This is a genomic window from Allobosea sp. CS1GBMeth4 (genome assembly GCF_900185715.1).
GTDB lineage: Bacteria > Pseudomonadota > Alphaproteobacteria > Rhizobiales > Beijerinckiaceae > Allobosea.
Window position 1 is genome coordinate 226,238 of sequence record NZ_FYAS01000016.1, and the last position, 17,517, is coordinate 243,754.

9 protein-coding genes are annotated in these 17,517 nt (G+C 69.5%); 5 read left to right on the forward strand and 4 right to left on the reverse strand.

Translation table 11 applies throughout. The features are described 5' to 3' along the window. Positions 1–66: 66 nt before the first annotated feature. Positions 67–1,434 carry a trypsin-like peptidase domain-containing protein gene (locus CS1GBM4_RS09925; protein ID WP_186418538.1) on the reverse strand — a complete coding sequence of 456 codons (1,368 nt, stop codon included), beginning with the start codon at positions 1,432–1,434 and terminating at the stop codon, positions 67–69. 287 nt (positions 1,435–1,721) lie between these two features. Between CS1GBM4_RS09925 and CS1GBM4_RS09930 the strand changes: the two genes are divergently transcribed. Together CS1GBM4_RS09930 and pbpC are read left to right on the forward strand one after the other, a co-directional pair. Then, entirely contained in the window at positions 1,722–6,971 is a 5,250-nt protein-coding gene (locus CS1GBM4_RS09930) for an alpha-2-macroglobulin (protein WP_186418539.1), read from the forward strand. 229 nt (positions 6,972–7,200) lie between these two features. Beyond that, entirely contained in the window at positions 7,201–9,264 is a 2,064-nt protein-coding gene (gene pbpC, locus CS1GBM4_RS09935; RefSeq protein ID WP_244607160.1) for a penicillin-binding protein 1C, read from the forward strand. A 69-nt stretch (positions 9,265–9,333) separates the two neighbouring features. Here the strand turns inward: pbpC and CS1GBM4_RS09940 are convergent, their stop codons facing one another. From CS1GBM4_RS09940 to CS1GBM4_RS09950, 3 genes are all read right to left on the reverse strand, one after another. Continuing rightward, a complete protein-coding gene (locus CS1GBM4_RS09940) occupies positions 9,334–10,323 on the reverse strand; it encodes a tripartite tricarboxylate transporter substrate-binding protein (RefSeq protein WP_186418540.1) in 990 nt (329 codons plus the stop codon). Between the two features lie 295 nt (positions 10,324–10,618). Then, positions 10,619–13,693 (reverse strand): efflux RND transporter permease subunit, encoded by a 3,075-nt coding sequence (locus CS1GBM4_RS09945; RefSeq protein WP_186418541.1) that lies wholly within the window; start codon positions 13,691–13,693, stop codon positions 10,619–10,621. Beyond that, a complete protein-coding gene (locus tag CS1GBM4_RS09950) occupies positions 13,690–14,793 on the reverse strand; it encodes an efflux RND transporter periplasmic adaptor subunit (protein WP_186418542.1) in 1,104 nt (367 codons plus the stop codon). Before CS1GBM4_RS09950 ends, CS1GBM4_RS09945 begins: the two co-directional genes overlap by 4 nt. A gap of 136 nt (positions 14,794–14,929) precedes the next feature. Here CS1GBM4_RS09950 and CS1GBM4_RS09955 point away from each other — a divergent pair, with 136 nt between their 5' ends. The 3 genes from CS1GBM4_RS09955 (at position 14,930) to phnD (ending at position 17,487) form a co-directional block, all read left to right on the forward strand. Further along, on the forward strand, positions 14,930–15,544 hold the full coding sequence (locus CS1GBM4_RS09955; RefSeq protein ID WP_186418543.1) for a TetR/AcrR family transcriptional regulator: 615 nt from the start codon (positions 14,930–14,932) through the stop codon (positions 15,542–15,544). Between the two features lie 138 nt (positions 15,545–15,682). Further along, complete coding sequence (gene phnC / locus CS1GBM4_RS09960) at positions 15,683–16,501, forward strand: phosphonate ABC transporter ATP-binding protein (protein ID WP_186418544.1); 819 nt, start codon at positions 15,683–15,685, stop codon at positions 16,499–16,501. A 68-nt stretch (positions 16,502–16,569) separates the two neighbouring features. Next, positions 16,570–17,487, forward strand: coding sequence for a phosphonate ABC transporter substrate-binding protein (gene phnD, locus CS1GBM4_RS09965; RefSeq protein ID WP_186418545.1), 918 nt, complete (start codon positions 16,570–16,572; stop codon positions 17,485–17,487). Positions 17,488–17,517 lie beyond the last annotated feature (30 nt).

Genomic DNA, 17,517 nt, shown 5'->3' on the forward strand with positions numbered 1-17,517 from the left:
GAGCCGATTGCCGTTGGCGAGGCAACCGTCTTTGCATGCAGTATGCACGATGCTGCCCGGCCGGCCTCAAAGTGCGCAGCTGACAGGCACGACGCTCTTGCCGGCGGCCTCGGCGATCGCGCCGGTGCTCAGCTCCCCGGCCGCCGCGGCAGCGCTCGCCTTGAGGTCGGCCTTCTCGAGCATCGCCCGGAGCTGCGCGACGCCGGCGATGGCGTGATTGCGCTGCGGCGCGACCCCGGCGATCAGCGCCTTGTCCGGCGGGTTGGCGGTGACCAGCCCGGCCAGCCGGCCGTGCCGGTCGAAGACCGGGCTGCCGGCGCCGCCGGGTTGCAGCGGCGCAAGCACCGCATCGCTCGCGACCTCGCCCGGCAGCGCGACAGCGATGCGCCCGGCCGCGGTTCCGTCATAGGCCAGCACCACCACCGCCTCCCGCCCCGCCGGGGCCGCGTCCCGCAATCCCGGCACGGAACCGGAGGCCAGCCCCGGCACGTCGAGCAGCGCGAGGCCGCTCGCCTGATCCTGCAGCCGCAGCTTCGCCGGACGCGCACCGACCTTGAGCCCCTTGCAGGGATCGACCGCGGCCCGCGCCGTCAGCACGAGGTCCTTGCCGACGACGAGGCCGACCCCGAAGCGCTCGCTCGCCGGCTGCGTCGGCGCGGCGGTCACCGCGGGCGCGCCCGGCACCGGCGTCGGGGCGGGCGCCGATCCGCTCGGGAACGGCTCGAAACTGTCGGCGATCGCGGTCACCACCTTGTCGAAGGTCGGAGCCAGCGTCTTGTCGTAGCCGACGGAGAAGCCGCGCAATCCGCTCGGACCGAGCGCCTGTCGGCGGAAGAACCGTCCGGTCGGCGTCTCGCCCGCGACCACGAAGAAATTCGGCTGCAGCAGCTTGTAGGTGACCTTGCGCTGGACGTTCGGATTGACGGCGATCGCCCGCTCGAAGAGCGCCTGGAGCGGCTCGCTCGCCGGCGCCGCGCTGACATCGAGCGTGATCCGGCCGTCGGCGCTCTGCCAGCGGCTGCCCCCGGCGGCCGTCGCCTCGCGCTTCGGCAGGAGCTTCTGCGGGATGCCGATGCGCACCCCGGTCGGCTGGTCGGTGATCACGGCGAAGCCCGCCGCCTCGCGCGCCGTTCTGGCGAGCCGCGCCAGCTCCTGCCGCTCGGCCGGCGTCAATTGCCCGTCGGGCTGGCCGCGCCCGGCCTTGAAGCCGTTCACGGCACGGAAGGTCAGCGGCCCGAAACTCCCGGTGGCGGCGCTGTTGAGATGCCCGGTCCAGATCAGGTCGGACTGGATCGCCTTGCGCTCCGCCTCGGGCAGGGCGGAAAAGCTCTGCGTCGCCGCGGCCAAGCGCGGATCGGCCGCCTGCTGCGCCTGCGCGACCCCGAGGCAGGCGAGGAGGCCGGCGATGCCGATCAGCGCGGGAACCTTGAACACGAGCATCTCCGTCCTTCTCAGACCGCGCCGCGACGCGGCGCCATTCAGCGTCAGCCCTGCCGTATAGGCAAGAGGGCAACGGCATGAGGCCGAAGCGATCCGCCTCTGGCCCATGGGCCCCCCGGGGCGATAGCCCAGGGCGAGAGGCGAGAAGGGCTCAACCGATCGCAAGCCGAGTTGCGCCTGACGCCCCCGGTGCTAGCTTCGCGCGACGCGACCTGACCAACCGTCATCGCGTCGACGTTATCGCGGCCGCAATCGGGCCGCCCGCCTTCGGAGACCGAGCCATGCGCCATCTCGTCCGTCTCGCTTTCCTGCTCGCCCTGACTGTCGCCGCCGGACCCGCTTTCGCCCAGAAGGCCTATGTCCGGCCCGATCTCGCCAGCGACGGCCAGCGCCTGGAGGAGCGGCTGAAGCGCGAGGTCTCCGTCGGCCAGCGCCCCTTCGCCACGCTGCTGCGCGACGGCAATGCCGCACTCAACCGCGGCGACGCCCGTGCGGCGCTCCCGCTCGCCAATGCCGCAGCCATGGCCGATCCCGCCAATCCCGGGGGCTGGCGTCTGATGGCGCAGGCGGCGAGCGGAATCGAGCCGCGCGACTATCGCGAGCGCTACGAACTGCGCGAGCGCGCGATCAGCGCCGCCTATCTGGCCTATCAGCGCTCGACCTCCCGCAATGACGAAGCCGCCTCGCTCGGCGTGCTCGCCCGCGTCTTCGAGAAGCACGAGCTCTGGCGCCCCGCGCTGACCACCTATCGGCTCAGCCTCGACCTCGCCGACAGCGCCTCGCTGCGCAGCGACTACGAGGCCCTGCGGGCCCAGCGCGGCTTCCGCCTCCTCTCCAACAAGGTCGATTCCGACGCGGCGAGCCCGCGCGCCTGCTTCGAGTTCTCCGAGCCACTGGCGCGCGGCCGCGTCGACTTCGCGCCTTACGTCGCCGTCACCGGCAAGGGCGATTTCGCCGTCAGCGCCGAGGAGCGCCAGCTCTGCGTCGACGGCCTGCGCCATGGCGAGCGCTACGGCTTCGTCATCCGCCAGGGCGTGCCCTCGGCCATCCCCGACGAGAAGCTGCTGAAATCGGCCGATTACGAGGTCTATGTCCGCGACCGCGCTCCCTCGGTGCGCTTCACAGGCAAGAACTACGTGCTGCCGCGCACCGGCCAGCAGGGTGTGCCGGTCGTCTCGGTCAATGCCGACGGCCTCGATCTCGAGGTGATGCGCATCGGCGACCGCAACCTGATCGGCTCGGTCCATTCCGAGGACTTCCTCAGCCAGCTCGGCAGCTACAGCGCCGGCCAGATCGCCTCCGACAAGGGCGCGAGCGTCTGGAAGGGGACGATGGCGGTGAAGTCCGAGCTCAACAAGGACGTCACCACCGCCTTCCCGGTGCTGGAGGCGGTCGGCCAGCTCCAGCCCGGCGTCTACGTCATGTTCGCCAAGCCGAGCGGCAGCGCCAGGACTGCGAGCTCGTCGGACAGCGACGGCGACTATGACTACGACGGCACCACCAGGGCGACGCAATGGTTCGTCGTCTCCGATCTCGGCCTGACGTCCTTCTCCGGACCGGACGGCGTGCATGTGCTGGTCCGCTCGCTCGCCGACGCCTCGCCGGTCGCGAACGCCGAACTGCGCCTGATCGCCCGCAACAACGAGGTGCTGGCGACCGCCCGCACCGGCCGCGACGGGCATGCGCGCTTCGACGCCGCGCTGGCCAAGGGCCAGGGCGGCAATGCGCCGGGCCTCGTCACCGCCAGCCTGGCCGAGGATTACGGCTTCCTCGACCTGAAGCAGACTGCCTTCGACCTGTCGGACCGCGGCGTGAAGGGCCGCGTCGCCCCGGCCGGACTCGACGCCTTCCTCTACACCGAGCGCGGCGTCTATCGCTCCGGCGAGACCGTCTACCTGACGACGCTGCTGCGCGACGCCAAGGGCGCCGCGGTCACCGGCCTGCCGCTGACCCTGGTCGTCAAGCGGCCCGACGGCGTCGAATATCGCCGCCGCCAGGTCGAGGACCAGGGCGCCGGCGGGCGGGCCCATTCGATCCCGCTGATCTCCGGCGCGCAGACCGGAACCTGGCGCGTCCAGGCCTATTCCGACCCGAAGGGCGCCGCGATCGGCGAAGTCTCGTTCTTGGTCGAGGACTACGTCCCCGAGCGGCTCGAGCTGACGCTCGCCCCGAGGAAGCCGGTCCTGCAGGCCGGCGAGCCGGCCGAGATCGACGTCAATGCCCGCTATCTCTACGGCGCGCCCGGCTCCGATCTCGACGTCACCGGCTCGATGACCGTGCGCTCGGCGGGCGAGACCGCGATTCCCGGCTTCTCCGGCTACGAGGTCGGCCTCACCGACGAGGCCTTCGAGCCGCAGCAGAGCGAATTCGAGGACGCCGCCAGGACCGGCGCCGACGGCAAGGTCACGATCGCCAACCCGGTCGCCGAGCCCGAGACCAACCGGCCGCTCGAGGTCGAGCTGACGGTCCGCGTCGGCGAGCCGGGCGGACGCGCCATCGCCCGCTCGCTCACCTTGCCGATCGTGCCCAAGGGCGCCGCCATCGGCGTGCGCAAGGCCTTCAAGGAGGGCGAGCTCGGCAACGGCCAGACCGCCACCTTCGACGTGATCATGGCCCATGGCGACGGCCGCCGCATCGCCCGCCAGGGCCTGAAATGGACGCTGTCCAAGGTCTCCCGCAACTATCAGTGGTTCTACCAGGACGGGCGCTGGAACTATGAGGGCGTGAAGACGACGCGCCGGGTCGCCGATGGCGAGGTCGCCGTCGCCGAGAACGCGCCCGCCCGCATCTCGGCCCCGGTGCAATGGGGCAATTACCGGCTCGATGTCAGCGCCGACGGCGCCGAGGCGACCGAGACCAGCGTCTCCTTCAATGTCGGCTACGAGACCGAGAAGACCGCCGACCAGCCCGACGTGCTCGACGTCGCCCTCGACAAGCCGTCCTATGCCAATGGCGAGAGCATGCAGGTGCGCCTGACGCCGCGCTTCGCCGGCAAGGCGACGCTGGCGGTGATGAGCGACCGCGTCGCCGAGCTCCGCACCGTCGACGTGCCGGCCAATGGCACGACCGTGACCATTCCCGCCAGATCGGACTGGGGCGCCAGCGCCTATGTCGTGGTGCTCGCCCATCGCCCGATGGACAGCCAGGCCCAGCGCATGCCCGGCCGCGCCATCGGCCTCGCCTGGTTCAGCGTCGGCAAGGAGGAGCGGAGCCTTGCCATCGATCTCGGCGCGCCCAGCCTCGTGCGTCCACTCTCGACGCTCTCGCTGCCCGTCAAGGTCGCGGGCGCGAAAGCAGGCGAGGACGCCTTCATCACCGTCGCGGCGGTCGATGTCGGCATCCTCAACCTGACCCGCTTCGAGAGCCCCGATCCGAGCAGGTACTTCTTCGGCCAGCGCCAGCTCGGCCATGAGCTGCGCGATCTCTACGGCTATCTGATCGACGGCATGCAGGGCGTGCGCGGCGCGATCCGCTCCGGCGGCGACGCCGCCCCTCAGCTCAATGGCGAGGCCCCGACGCAGGAGCCGCTGGCGCGCTATTCCGGCGTGGTCAAGCTCGAGCCGGACGGCACCGCCAAGGTCGACTTCGAGCTGCCGGCCTTCAACGGCTCGGTCCGCGTCATGGCCGTCGCCTGGAGTGCCGGCCGCACCGGCCAGGCCAGCGCCGACGTGTTCGTGCGCGACCAGATCGTGGCGCAGGCGACGCTGCCGCGCTTCCTGGCGCTCGGCGATCAGTCGCGCTTCCATCTGCAGATCGACAATGTCGAGGGTCCCGCCGGCTCCTACCTCGTCGATCTCGACGTCAGGGGCCCGGTGGTCGTCGCCGCCGACGCGACCCGCCGCAGCATGACCATGGCCGCTGGCGCCAAGAGCGCGCTGACCATTCCGGTGACCGCGGCCGGGCTCGGCCGTGCCTCCTTCGACGTCAGGATCACCGGGCCGAACGGCATCAGCACGGTGCAGAACCTCGCCGTGCGCGTGCAGCCCTCGACCCAGACCATCGCGCGCCGGATCGTGCGGCCGATCCCAGGCGGCGGTTCGCTCACCGTCTCTTCGGACCTGATGGCCGACCTCGTGCCGGATTCGGGCGCCGTCTCCGTCTCGGTCTCGCCCGTCGCGGCGCTCGACGTGGCGGCGATCCTCAAATCGCTCGACCGCTATCCCTATGGCTGCACCGAGCAGACGATCAGCCGGGCGCTGCCGCTGCTGGTCGTCAACCGGCTCGCCTCGATGGAGCAGCTGGCGCTCGACGGCAATGCCGACGAGCGCGTCAACGCCGCGATCGAGCGCGTGCTCGCCCGCCAGGGCAACAACGGCTCCTTCGGCCTGTGGGGCGTCGGCGGCGATGACCTCTGGCTCGACGCCTTCGTCACCGATTTCCTGACACGTGCCCGCGAGCGCCAGTTCGCGGTGCCGCAGACGGCGTTCAACATGGCGCTCGACCGCCTGCGCAACCAGGTCGTCAACACCAGCGAGATCAACAAGGAGGAAGCGGCGGGCATCGCCTATGCCCTCTATGTGCTCGCCCGGAACGGGCGGCCGGTGATGGGCGATCTGCGCTATCTCGCCGACAACAAGCTCGGCGATTTCGGCTCGCCCCTCGCCCGCGCCCAGATCGGTGCCGCGCTTGCGCTGCTCGGCGACCGCACCCGTGGCCGCACCGCCTTCGGCAGCGCGCTGGCAACTCTGCAGCAGACCAGCGACGACGGCCTGTCGCGCGCCGATTACGGCTCGCGGCTGCGCGACGGCGCCGGCATCCTCACCCTGATCGCCGAAAGCAATGGCGAGCGCGCCGATCTCTCCCGTGCCGCCGACCTCGTCCAGAACGCCCGCCAGAGCGCGCGCTACACCTCGACGCAGGAGAACATGTGGATGGCGATGGCCGCCGCGGCGATGACCAAGGAAGCGGAAGGCATGGCGCTGACCGTCGACGGCGCCGAACGCAAGGGCGCCTTCTACCGCACCGTCCCGCAGGCGGCGCTGGAGGCCAGGCCGCTGGTGATCGGCAATCCCGGCACCGCCTCGGCCAATGCCGTGATCACCGTCTCCGGTATCCCGGCGATGCCGGAGCCGGCATTGAACCAGGGCTTCGCACTGGAGCGCACGCTCTTCACCATGAAGGGCGAGCGCGTCGACCCCGCGCGCCTGCGCCAGAACGAGCGCTATGTCGTCGCGCTCAGGGTCACCGAGCCGGCGGCGCGCTATGGCCGCCTGCTGCTGGTCGACCCCGTCCCGGCCGGGCTCGAGATCGAGAACGCCAAGCTGACCGAGGGCGCCTCGGTCGAAGGCCTCGCCTGGCTGAAGCAGGAGGTCTTGCCTGTGCACACCGAGGCGCGCGACGACCGCTTCGTCGCGGCCTTCGAGCGCAGCGGCGGCCGGAACGATCAATTGTCCTACACGGTCGCCTATATCGCCCGGGCGGTCTCGCCCGGCCGCTACGTCCAGCCCGCGGCGGTGATCGAGGACATGTACCGGCCCGACCGCTTCGGCCGGACCACCTTCGGCACGGTCGAGATCTCGTCGGCGCGGTGACCCCGTGACGGCGCGACCGGACGAGCGGGATGCGACATCACCCCTGCGGGAGAGGCTTGGGGTGAGAGGTCGCGCCACGCTCGATCGCTGGCGCCTCGTCTCGAAAATCATCGGAAACGTCTCGCGCCCCCTCATCCGGCGCTTCGGGCCGCCTTCTCCCGCAGCGGGAGGAGGGAGGCGCGCCTGGCCGCGCGGGCTTGCCTGTGTTGGCGCGGGCGCCGCTGCGCTCATAGCCGGCACCGCCGCCGCCCTCTCCTGGTACGCCTCCAGCCTCCCGCCGCTGGACTTCGCGGCCGCCCGCGACCGCTCGACCGTGGTGCTCGACCGCGAAGGCAAGCTGCTGCGCCCCTTCGTCACCAGTGACGGGCGCTGGAAGCTGCCGGTCGGCGCCGGCGATGTCGATCCGCGCTACCTCGCCATGCTCAAGGCCTTCGAGGACAAGCGCTTCGACGACCATGCCGGCATCGATCCGCTCGGCGCCTTGCGGGCGGCAGGACAGATGCTGGCCCGTGGCCGCATCGTCTCCGGCGGCTCGACCCTGACCATGCAGGTCGCCCGCCTGCTCGAGCCGCGCCAGGAGCGCTCGCTCGCGGCCAAGCTCAGGCAAGCGGCGCGGGCGATCGCGCTGGAGCGGCGCTTCGGCAAGACCGAGATCCTCGACCTCTATCTCACCCTCGCCCCCTTCGGCGGCAATCTCGAAGGCGTGCGCGCCGCAAGCTTCGCCTATTTCGGCAAGGAGCCGAAGCGGCTCTCGACCGCCGAGGCCGCGCTCCTCGTCGCCCTGCCGCAATCGCCGGAGACGCGCCGGCCCGACCGTTTTCCCGAGGCCGCGCGCAAGGCCCGCGAGCGCGTGCTCGCCCGCGTCGAGGCGGCGGGGCTGGCGACGCCGGACGAGGTCGCCGCCGCGCGCGAGGAGCCGGTGCCGACGGCGCGCAGGCCTTTCCCGAACCTCGCCCCGCATGTCGCCGAGCAGGTCGTCGCCGCGACGCCGGGCGAGCGCAGCCAGCGCCTGACCATCGATGCGCGCTGGCAGGCCAGCCTGGAGCAGCTCGCCCGCGAGCGCGCGATCGGGCAGGGGCCACAGCTCTCGATCGCCATCCTCGTCGCCGACAACGAGACCGGCGAGATCCGCGCCTCGGTCGGCGGCGTCGATTATTTCGATGCCGGCCGCGCCGGCGCGCTCGACCTGACGCAGGCGCTGCGCTCGCCCGGCTCGGCGCTGAAGCCCTTCATCTACGCCCTCGCCTTCGACAACGGCCTCGCCCATCCCGAGACGATGCTGGAGGACAGGCCGACCCGTTACGGCCTCTACGTGCCGGAGAATTTCGACCTCGGCTTCCAGGGCATGGTCAGCGCCCGCAAGGCCTTGCAGCTCTCGCTCAATCTGCCGGCGGTCGAGCTGCTATCGGCCGTCGGCCCGCAGCGCTTCCTGTCGCGGCTGAAGGATACCGGCGCCGCCATCGCCATGCCGAAGGACGGCGGCGCGCCCGGCCTCGCCATCGGCCTCGGCGGCCTCGGCATCACGCTCACCGACCTGACGCGGCTCTATGCCGGCCTTGCCCGCGGCGGCGAGGTCGTGCCGCTCAGGGTGAAGGCACAGGCGAGCGGGGCCGCGCCTTCTTCCTCGCCACCGCAAGCGGGAGGAAGGGAATCGTGGCGCCTCGTCGAGCCGGTCGCCGCCTGGTATGTCGCCGACACGCTGCTTGGCGCGCCGCCCCCGCTCAACGCGCCGCCGGGCAGGATCGCCTACAAGACCGGCACCTCCTATGGCTATCGCGACGCCTGGGCCGTCGGCTTCGACCGCAGGCACACGGTCGGCGTCTGGGTCGGCCGGCCCGACAACGGCGCGGTGCCCGGCCTGGTCGGGCGGATCGTCGCGGCGCCGATCCTGTTCGACGCCTTCGCCCGCATCGGCCTCGATACCCGCCCCTTCGTGCAGCCGCCGGGCACGATCGCCGCCAGCAGTGCCACGCTGCCGCCGCCGCTCCGGCATCTGCGCCAGGACGTGCCGAAGACGGTCGCCGCCCTGGCGACGCCGGGCCTCAAGCTCGCCTTCCCGCCCGAGGGAGCCAGGATCGACCTCGCCGCCTCCGCGGTCGACGGCGCCCCCCAGCTCAACCTCAAGGTCTCCGGCGGCGTCGCCCCCTTCACCTGGCTGGTCGACGGCGCGCCGGTGATGGCGGCGGTGAAGCGCCGCGAGGCCGCCTGGCAGCCGCCCGGCAAGGGATTCGTGCGGATTTCCGTGATCGACGCCGCCGGCGCCAGCGAAAGCGTCTCGGTCAGGCTGCAGTAGACAGAGCATTTTCGAGCGAAGTGGATACCGGTTCGCGTGAAGAAAATGCGATAAGAGGAAAGTTCAGCCTCACTCGATCTTAACGCCGCTCGCCCTGATGATCGGCGCCCAGCGCTCGATTTCGGCCCCGACGAAGAAACGTAGCCCAGCCGGCTCCTGCAATTCGGCCGAGGGGATCTCGGCGCCGAGCTCGTTGAGCTTGGCCTTCACCGTCGCATCGGCAAGCGCCGCCTTCAGCGCTCCGTTCAGCTTGGTAACGACAGGCGCGGGCGTATCCTTCGGCGCGAACATCGCGTTCCAGACCTCGACCTTGAAACCGGGCACGCCGGCTTCCGTGCTGGTCGGCACATCCGGCAGCGCCGTCGCGCGGGCAGTCGAGGCGACGGCGAGCGTCTTGATCGTGCCGGCGCGATGCTGCGGGGCGACATTCACCGCCTGGTCGCAGAGATAGTCGACCTGACCGGCGACGAGATCGTTCATCGCCGGGCCGGTGCCGCGATAGGGCACGCCATTGGGTTTCACCCCGACGACGGTGTTGAACAGCAGGCAGGTGGTGTGGCTGACCGAGCCGACACCGGCATGGGCGTTGCTCGCCGTCTTCTCGTTCGCCTTCACCCAGGCGACGAACTCGGCGAGCGTCGCGCTCGGATGAGTCTTGCGCACGGTCAGGAAAATCGGATTGGTGTTGACCAGCCCGACCGGGGCGAAATCCTCGACCGGCCGGTATTTCAGGTTCGGGTTGAGCGAGACCGCCGCCGCATGCGTGCCGGTATGGCCGATCAGGATGACATGGCCGTCGGCGGGCGAGGCCATCAGGCGCTGCCCGGCGAGTGTTCCGGCGGCGCCGACCGCGTTCTCGATGATCACCGGCTGGCCGAGCGTGCGGCTCATATGCTCGCCGACCAGGCGCCCGACCACATCGGTCGGCCCGCCAGCCGCGAACGGGATCAGCATGGTGACCGGCTTGCTCGGGAAGGTCTGCGCCTGAGCGAAGGAGGCCGAAGCCGTGCAGGCGGCGAACGCCGCAGCCCTGAGCCAGAAACCAGTGCCTGTCCTCATGCCGTTCCTCCCGTTGATGTCACGGACGGCACCTGAGTTCTCGCTCATTGGGCACCGCCGCCGCGACGGTTAGCGTCGGGCGGCGGCGAAAGCGAATAGACGTTTCCGCTAAGGGCTATCCGGATATCCTCTATCCGGGATCGAGGAGCGGGTGCGCTCCTAAACCAATTGCGAGGCCGATGCAGCGCGTCACGCCCGACCCTGTGCCGAGCACCCACGTCTTGAACACCGCATTCGATGAGTGAAGACGTGGATGGTCGGGACAAGCCCGACCATGACGGCAAAGACGCAGGTGTTATTCCGCCGGCTGCGGATGCGCCTCGACGGTTGCATGGCGCGAGCCGTGCTTGCTCCTGGCGAGATAGCTGTAGGCGACCGGCACGACATAGAGCGTGAGCAGCGTGCCGAAGGTCATGCCGCCCACGATGACCCAGCCGATCTGCGAGCGGCTCTCGGCGCCGGCGCCGTGGGCGAGCGCCAGCGGCACCGCCCCGAGCACCATCGCGCCCGTGGTCATCAGGATCGGCCGCAGGCGCAGCTCCGCCGCGTCGACCAGCGCGTCGAGCATCTCCCGTCCTTCCTCGCGCAGCTGGTTGGTGAATTCGAGGATCAGGATGCCGTGCTTGGTGATCAGGCCGACCAGGGTGATCAGGCCGATCTGGCTGTAGACGTTGAGCGTGCCCCCGGAGAAGTAGAGCGCCGCCAGGGCGCCGGTGATCGAGAGCGGCACCGAGACCATGATCACCACCGGGTCGACGAAGCTCTCGAACTGCGCCGCCAGCACGAGGTAGATGAAGCCGAGCGCCAGCAGGAAGACGAGCAGGATCGACGAGCCCGACTGCTTGAACTCGCGGCTCTGGCCGGAATAGTCGGTCTGGAACGAGGCGGGCAGCACCTTGGCGGCCGCCTGCTCGAGCACGTTCAGCGCGTCGCCGAGCGAATAGCCCGCCCCGGGCACCGCGGTGATCGTCGCCGACCGCAGCTGGTTGAAGCGGATCAGCTCCTTTGGCGCGACGTTCTCCTCGATCTGGACGAGGCTCGACAGCTGCACCGCCTGGCCGCCCCGGCCCATCAGGTAGATCGATTGCAGCGCCTGCGGCGTGCTGCGCTCCTGGCCCTCGACCTGCAGCATCACGTCGTACTGCTCGCCGTTCATGTTGAAGCGCGTGACCTGGCGCCCGCCGAGCAGCGTCTCCATGGTGCGGCCGATCACGTCGACGCCGACGCCGAGATCGGCGGCGCGCTGGCGGTCGATCGAGACCTTGATCTGCGGCTTGTCGAGGATGAGGTTGCTCTCGATATTGGTCAGTGCCGGATTGCCCTGCACCTCCGCGATCAGCCTGTCGACGTTCTCCTTGATGGTGACGTAAGGGTCGGAGGAGCGCAGCACGAACTCGACCGGCTTGCTGTTGGCGCCGCCCTGGCCGAGCGAAGGCGGATTGGTCGCGAACAGGCGGATGCCGGGGATCTGCGACAGCCCCTTGTTGATCTCGGCGACGAGGTTCTGCTGCTTGCGCGTGCGCTCCTCCCACGGCTTGAGGCGCGCAAACGCGATCGCCCGCGTCACATCGGGGAAGCCGACGATGACGAGATAGGTCTCGACCTCCTGGATCTTGCTGAAATACTCCTCGACGCGCCGGGCATAATCGGCGGTGAAGGCCATGGTGGCGCCTTCCGGCGCGACGCCGATCGCGGTGATCGTGCCGCGATCCTCGACCGGCGCCAGCTCGGAACGCAGATTGGTGAAGAAGAAATAGCTGCCGCCGGCGACCAGCAGCGCCAGCAGCACGATCACCGGCCGGATCGCCAGCGCAAAGCGCAGCGAACGGCGATAGCCGCCGGCGAGCGCCTCGAAGAAGCGCTCCAGCAGGTTGTAGACGACATTGTGCCGCTCGTGATGGCGCAGCAGTTTGGCGCACATCATCGGCGTCAGCGTCAGCGCGACGAAGCCCGAGACCAGCACCGCGCCGGCCAACGTCAGCGCGAATTCGACGAAGAGCTTGCCGGTGCGGCCGGTCGAGAACGCCATCGGCGCATAGACCGCGACCAGCGTCAGCGTCATCGCGACGACGGCGAAGGCGATCTCGTTGATGCCCTTGATCGCCGCCCTCGTCGGCTCCATCCCGTCCTCGATGTGGCGATGGACGTTCTCGAGCACGACGATCGCGTCGTCGACGACGAGGCCGATCGCGAGCACCATCGAGAGCAGGGTCAGCGTGTTGACCGTGAAGCCCATCGCATACATCAGCGCGAAGGCGCCGATCAGCGAGACCGGGATGGTGACGAGCGGGATCAGCGTCGCGCGCAGCGAGCGCAGGAACAGGAAGATGATCAGCACGACGAGGACGACCGCCTCGCCGATCGTGGTGTAGACCGCCTTGATCGAGCGATCGATGAAGATCGAGGTGTCGTAGGAGGTCGCGATCGACATGCCGTCCGGCAGGTCCTCGCGGATGCTCGGCAGGGCGGCGACGACGCCCGAGGAGACGTCGAGCGGGTTCGCCGTCGCCTGCTTGACGATGCCGATCGTCACCGAGGGCTGGCCGCGGAACCAGGCCGCGTTGCGCTCCTCCCGGGCCCCGAGCTCGACCTTGGCGATGTCGCGCAGCTTGACCGGGAAGCCGCTGGCGTCCTTGACCGTGATCTCGCGGAACTGCTCGGGCGTGTTCAGGCTGGTCTGCGAGAGCACCGTGAACTCGCGGTCGTTGCTCTCGATCCGCCCGGAGGGGATCTCGACGTTCTGCGCCCGCAGCGCCGCCTCGACCTCCTGCACGGTGATGTTGTAGGCGGCGAGCCGGGCGCGATCGAGCCAGATCCGCATGGCGTACTGGCGCTGGCCGAGGATGCGGACCTCGGCGACGCCGGTGATGTTCTGGACCCGGTCGGCGATGAAGCGGTCGGCGAAGTCGGTCAGCTCCAGCGGCGAATGCCGCGAGCTGGTCAGCGAGAGATACATCACCGGCTGGGCGTCGGCCTCGACCTTGGCGATGATCGGCTCGTCGATCTCGTCGGGCATGCGGCCGCGCACGCGGCTCACCCGGTCGCGCACGTCGGAGGCCGCGACGTCGGGATCGACGTCGGGGCGGAAGCGCACCGAGATCTGGCTGCGCTCCTGGCGGCTGGTCGAGGTGATGGTCTCGATGCCCTCGATGCCGGCGATCGAGTTCTCGAGGATCTGGGTGACCTGCGTCTCGATGATCTCGGCGCTGGCGCCGCGATAGGTCGTCTGCACCGAGACGATCGGCTCGTCGATATTCGGGTATTCACGCACCGTCAGCCGCGTATAGGAGACGAAGCCGATCAGCACGACGAGCAGGCTCAGCACGGTCGAGAGGACCGGCCGCCGGACGAAGAGTTCGAACAGGCTCATCGCTGCACGGCGCCCGGCAGCGAGCTGGTCTGGACCGCGGCCTTCTCCTTGATCGCGACGGCGGCGCCGTCGCGCAGGCGCATCTGGCCGGCCGTGACGATCTGCATGCCGGCCTTCAGGCCCTTCACCACCTCGACCTTGCCGCGCAGCCGCTTGCCGAGCTCGACCGGCATGCGTCTGGCCTTGCCGTTCTCCACAATGAAGACGGTCTTGCCGACGCCGTCGGGAACCACCGCGGTCTCCGGCACGATCAGCGCATTGTCGCGACGATCGACCACCACGGTGACGCGGGCGAACAGGCCCGGCCTCAGCACGAGATCGGCGTTCGGCACGGTCGCCCGCAGGCGCACGGCCCGGCCGTTGATGTCGACGACCGGGTCGATCGCGAAGATCTGGCCGGTGAACGGCCGCTCCGGAACGGCATCCACCCTGAGCTGGATCGGCTGGCCGACCTTGAGCTGGGTCAGGAAGACCTCGGGCACCCGGAAATCGACCTTGATCGGATCGATATTGGTCAGCGTGATCAGCTGCTTGCCGATCGAGACGTAATCGCCGACGCCGACGGAGCGCAGGCCGACCACGCCGGTGAACGGCGCCTTGATCGTCGCCAGCGCGAGCTTGGCCTGGACGAGCTGGAGGCGCGCCTCCTGCGAGGCGAGCTGCGCCGTCGCCTGTTCGAGCGCGACCTGCGTGCCCGCGCCGCGCTGCACCAGCGAGCGATTGCGGTCGTGCGTGTCGCGGGCGAGCGAGAGATCCGCCTGCGCCTGCTTCAGCTCGGCGTCGAGGATGGCGGTGTCGAGCATGACCAGCGGCTGGTCCTTTTCGACCCGCTCGCCTTCCCTGAAGCCGAGCGCGACGACGCGGCCGGCGATCTCGGGCGCGATCACCACCGATTCGTCCGCCGCCAGCGTGCCGAGCGCCTCGACCTCCTCGTTGACCGAGGCGAGTTCGATCGTGCCGACCTCGACCGGGATGCCGGCGCCCTGCGCCGGACCGGCGAGCTGCGCCGGTTGGCCGCTGCCCTTGAGATGGTTGCGGTAGCCGTAATACCCGCCGCCTGCCAGCCCGGCGATCAGGATGAGGAGGAGAAAACGCTTCATCAGGCTGGACGCTCCGGTACCGCGGACATAATCTAGACTGGACGGTCTAGTTTGATAACCACCCTTTGAGGGCGGAAGCGTGACGGAATGATCGATGCACGGACGCGGTAGCGCCACCGCTGCAGAAGCAAGACCGATGCCGGCCGAGAGATCCCGGCCCGACAAGCACTGCGCGATCACCCGCGCCGCCTCGGAGATGTTCCTGGCGGAAGGCTTCGAGCGGACGAGCCTCGACCAGATCGCCCAGCGTGCCGGCGTCTCCAAGCAGACGATCTACAGCCACTTCGCCGACAAGCAAGCCCTGTTCCGGGCGATCTGTAGCGAACTTACTGAAAAACTGACGATTCCGCTACGTCGTCCGGCGAGCGAGGCCGGTGATCTGCGCGCCGTCCTGCTGCGGCTCGGAGAGGACGCTCTGGCGATGATGCTGCACCCCGCCGCGCTCGATCTGCACCGGCTGATCGTCGGCGCCGCCGCGCGTTTCCCGGAACTGGGCCGGGCCGCCTACGAAGCGGGCGCGGCCAGCATGATCGCCGATCTCTCCGCCCTGCTGGAACAGCGTTCACGATCCGGTGATGGCTTTGCGCGCTCGCTCGCGCCCGAGGAGGCCACGGTGCTGGCCGAGCAGTTCATCGGCATGCTGCGCGGCTTTCACCAGGTGCGCGGCCTGCTCCGCATCGCCCCCGTCTCCGCGACGGAGCGCCGGGCCTACGTTTCCGCCTGCGTCGACCTGCTGCTGCGCGCGGCCTGAAGCCCCGCCGCCGGAAGCGCGGCATGGTTGACGGCGGATGACCGGGCGGCGCGCCATCTGTCCCGAAACGGGCCTCCTGTCACGGCCCTGTCATCTGCCCCCGATACCGCATCGTTCCGCAATCGCGGGAGAGCGTTGATGCTGCGTATCGAGGGTCTGACCAAGCGTTTCGGTGGCAAGGCCGCCGTCGACAACGTCTCCCTGTCGATTCCGCGCGGCGAGATGGTCGGCATCATCGGCCGCTCCGGCGCCGGCAAGTCGACGCTGCTGCGCATGCTGAACCGCCTCGCCGACGCCGGCGAGGGCCGCATCCTCAGCGGCGACCGCGACGTCACCGCCCTGCGCGGCGCCGCGCTCAGGTCCTGGCGGCGCGACACGGCGATGATCTTCCAGCAGTTCAACCTCGTCGGACGTCTCGACGTCCTGACCAATGTCCTGCTCGGGCGCCTCAACCATCGCTCGGCACCGCTGACGCTGGTCAAGAGCTTCTCGCAGGACGACAAGGTCCGCGCCATCGCGGCCCTCGAGCGGCTCGACATGGGCCATCTGCTCGCCCAGCGTGCCGAGACCCTGTCCGGCGGTCAGCAACAGCGCGTCGCCATCGCCCGCGCCCTGGTGCAGGAGCCGAAGGTCATCCTCGCCGACGAGCCGATCGCCTCGCTCGACCCGCGCAACACCCAGGTCGTCATGGACGCGCTGTTCCGCATCAACCGCGAGGACGGCATCACCGTCATCTGCAATCTCCACCATCTCGACATCGCCGCGAAGTACTGCGACCGGCTGATCGGCATGGCGGCCGGCAAGGTCGTGTTCGACGGCCCGCCGCACGCGCTCACCAGCGAGCTCGCCGCCGATCTCTACGGCATCGAGGCCAAGGACGCCGGCGCCGAGGCGCTCGACGCGCTCGAGGCCATCGCCAGCGCGGAAGCCAAGCGCGCCAAGCAGAACGCCGCCTGAAGCAGCGGCCCGCGCCGGGCCTGCCGCACCTGCGACCCTTCACGCCGATCTTTCAAAGGAGCACCACCATGCTGACCCGTCGTCTCACGCTCACGCTCGCCGCCTGCGGCCTCGCCGCGACGCTCGCCGGTCCCGCTTTCGCCCAGGACTGGAAGGCCAAGTACCCAGAGCTGATCTTCGGCATCATCCCGGCCGAGAACGCCTCGGGCGTCGTCGAGCGCTACACCCCCTTCGTGAACTATCTCTCGAAGGAGCTCGGCACCAAGGTGACGCTGCGCATCGCCAATGACTACGCCGCGATCATCGAGGGTCAGCGCGCCGGCAACATCCATATCGGCATGTACGGCCCGGCCTCCTTCGCCCGCGCGCTGATGACCGGGGCCAAGATCGACGCGTTCGCGATCGAGACCAATCTCGACGGCACCAAGGGCTACTACTCGGTCTTCTACGTGAAGAAGGACTCGCCGTACCAGAAGGTCGAGGACCTCAAGGGCAAGAATCTCGGCCTCGTCGACCCGAACTCCACCTCCGGCAACAACGTGCCGCGTTTCGTGCTCGACGGCATGAAGATCGATCCGGAGAGCTTCTTCTCGAAGGTCGTCTACACCGGCAGCCATGAGAACGCGGTCATCGCCCTGCAGCAGGGCACGGTCGACGTCGCCGCCAACTGGTGGAACGACGAGCAGGAATCGAACCTGCTGCGCATGGACCGCAAGAAGATGGTCAAGGCGGACGATTTCCGCATCATCTACAAGTCGCAGCAGATCGTGAACTCGCCGATGGCCTATCTCAGCGAGCTGCCGGAGGAGCTGAAGGCGAGGATCCGCGACGCGGTGCTGAACCTCGCCACCAAGGACAAGGCCGCCTTCGACAAGATCTATGAGGGCAAGCAGGGCCCGCTCGTCGCCGTCGACAACAAGGCCTACGACCCGATCATCGAGCTCAACAGGTTCGTCGACGCGCTGCGCAAGAAGAAGTCGTCGTGAGCAGCTGTCTGCTCGGGCTCGCCCCGAGCA

What these genes read in the sequence shown, in the direction of transcription:
- CS1GBM4_RS09950 (WP_186418542.1), bottom strand. Translation starts at nt 14,793, where the DNA reads ATGAAGCGTTTTCTCCTCCTCATCCTGATCGCCGGGCTGGCAGGCGGC.
- CS1GBM4_RS09930 (WP_186418539.1), top strand. Translation starts at nt 1,722, where the DNA reads ATGCGCCATCTCGTCCGTCTCGCTTTCCTGCTCGCCCTGACTGTCGCC.
- phnD (WP_186418545.1), top strand. Translation starts at nt 16,570, where the DNA reads ATGCTGACCCGTCGTCTCACGCTCACGCTCGCCGCCTGCGGCCTCGCC.
- phnC (WP_186418544.1), top strand. Translation starts at nt 15,683, where the DNA reads ATGCTGCGTATCGAGGGTCTGACCAAGCGTTTCGGTGGCAAGGCCGCC.
- CS1GBM4_RS09955 (WP_186418543.1), top strand. Translation starts at nt 14,930, where the DNA reads ATGCCGGCCGAGAGATCCCGGCCCGACAAGCACTGCGCGATCACCCGC.
- CS1GBM4_RS09945 (WP_186418541.1), bottom strand. Translation starts at nt 13,693, where the DNA reads ATGAGCCTGTTCGAACTCTTCGTCCGGCGGCCGGTCCTCTCGACCGTG.
- CS1GBM4_RS09940 (WP_186418540.1), bottom strand. Translation starts at nt 10,323, where the DNA reads ATGAGGACAGGCACTGGTTTCTGGCTCAGGGCTGCGGCGTTCGCCGCC.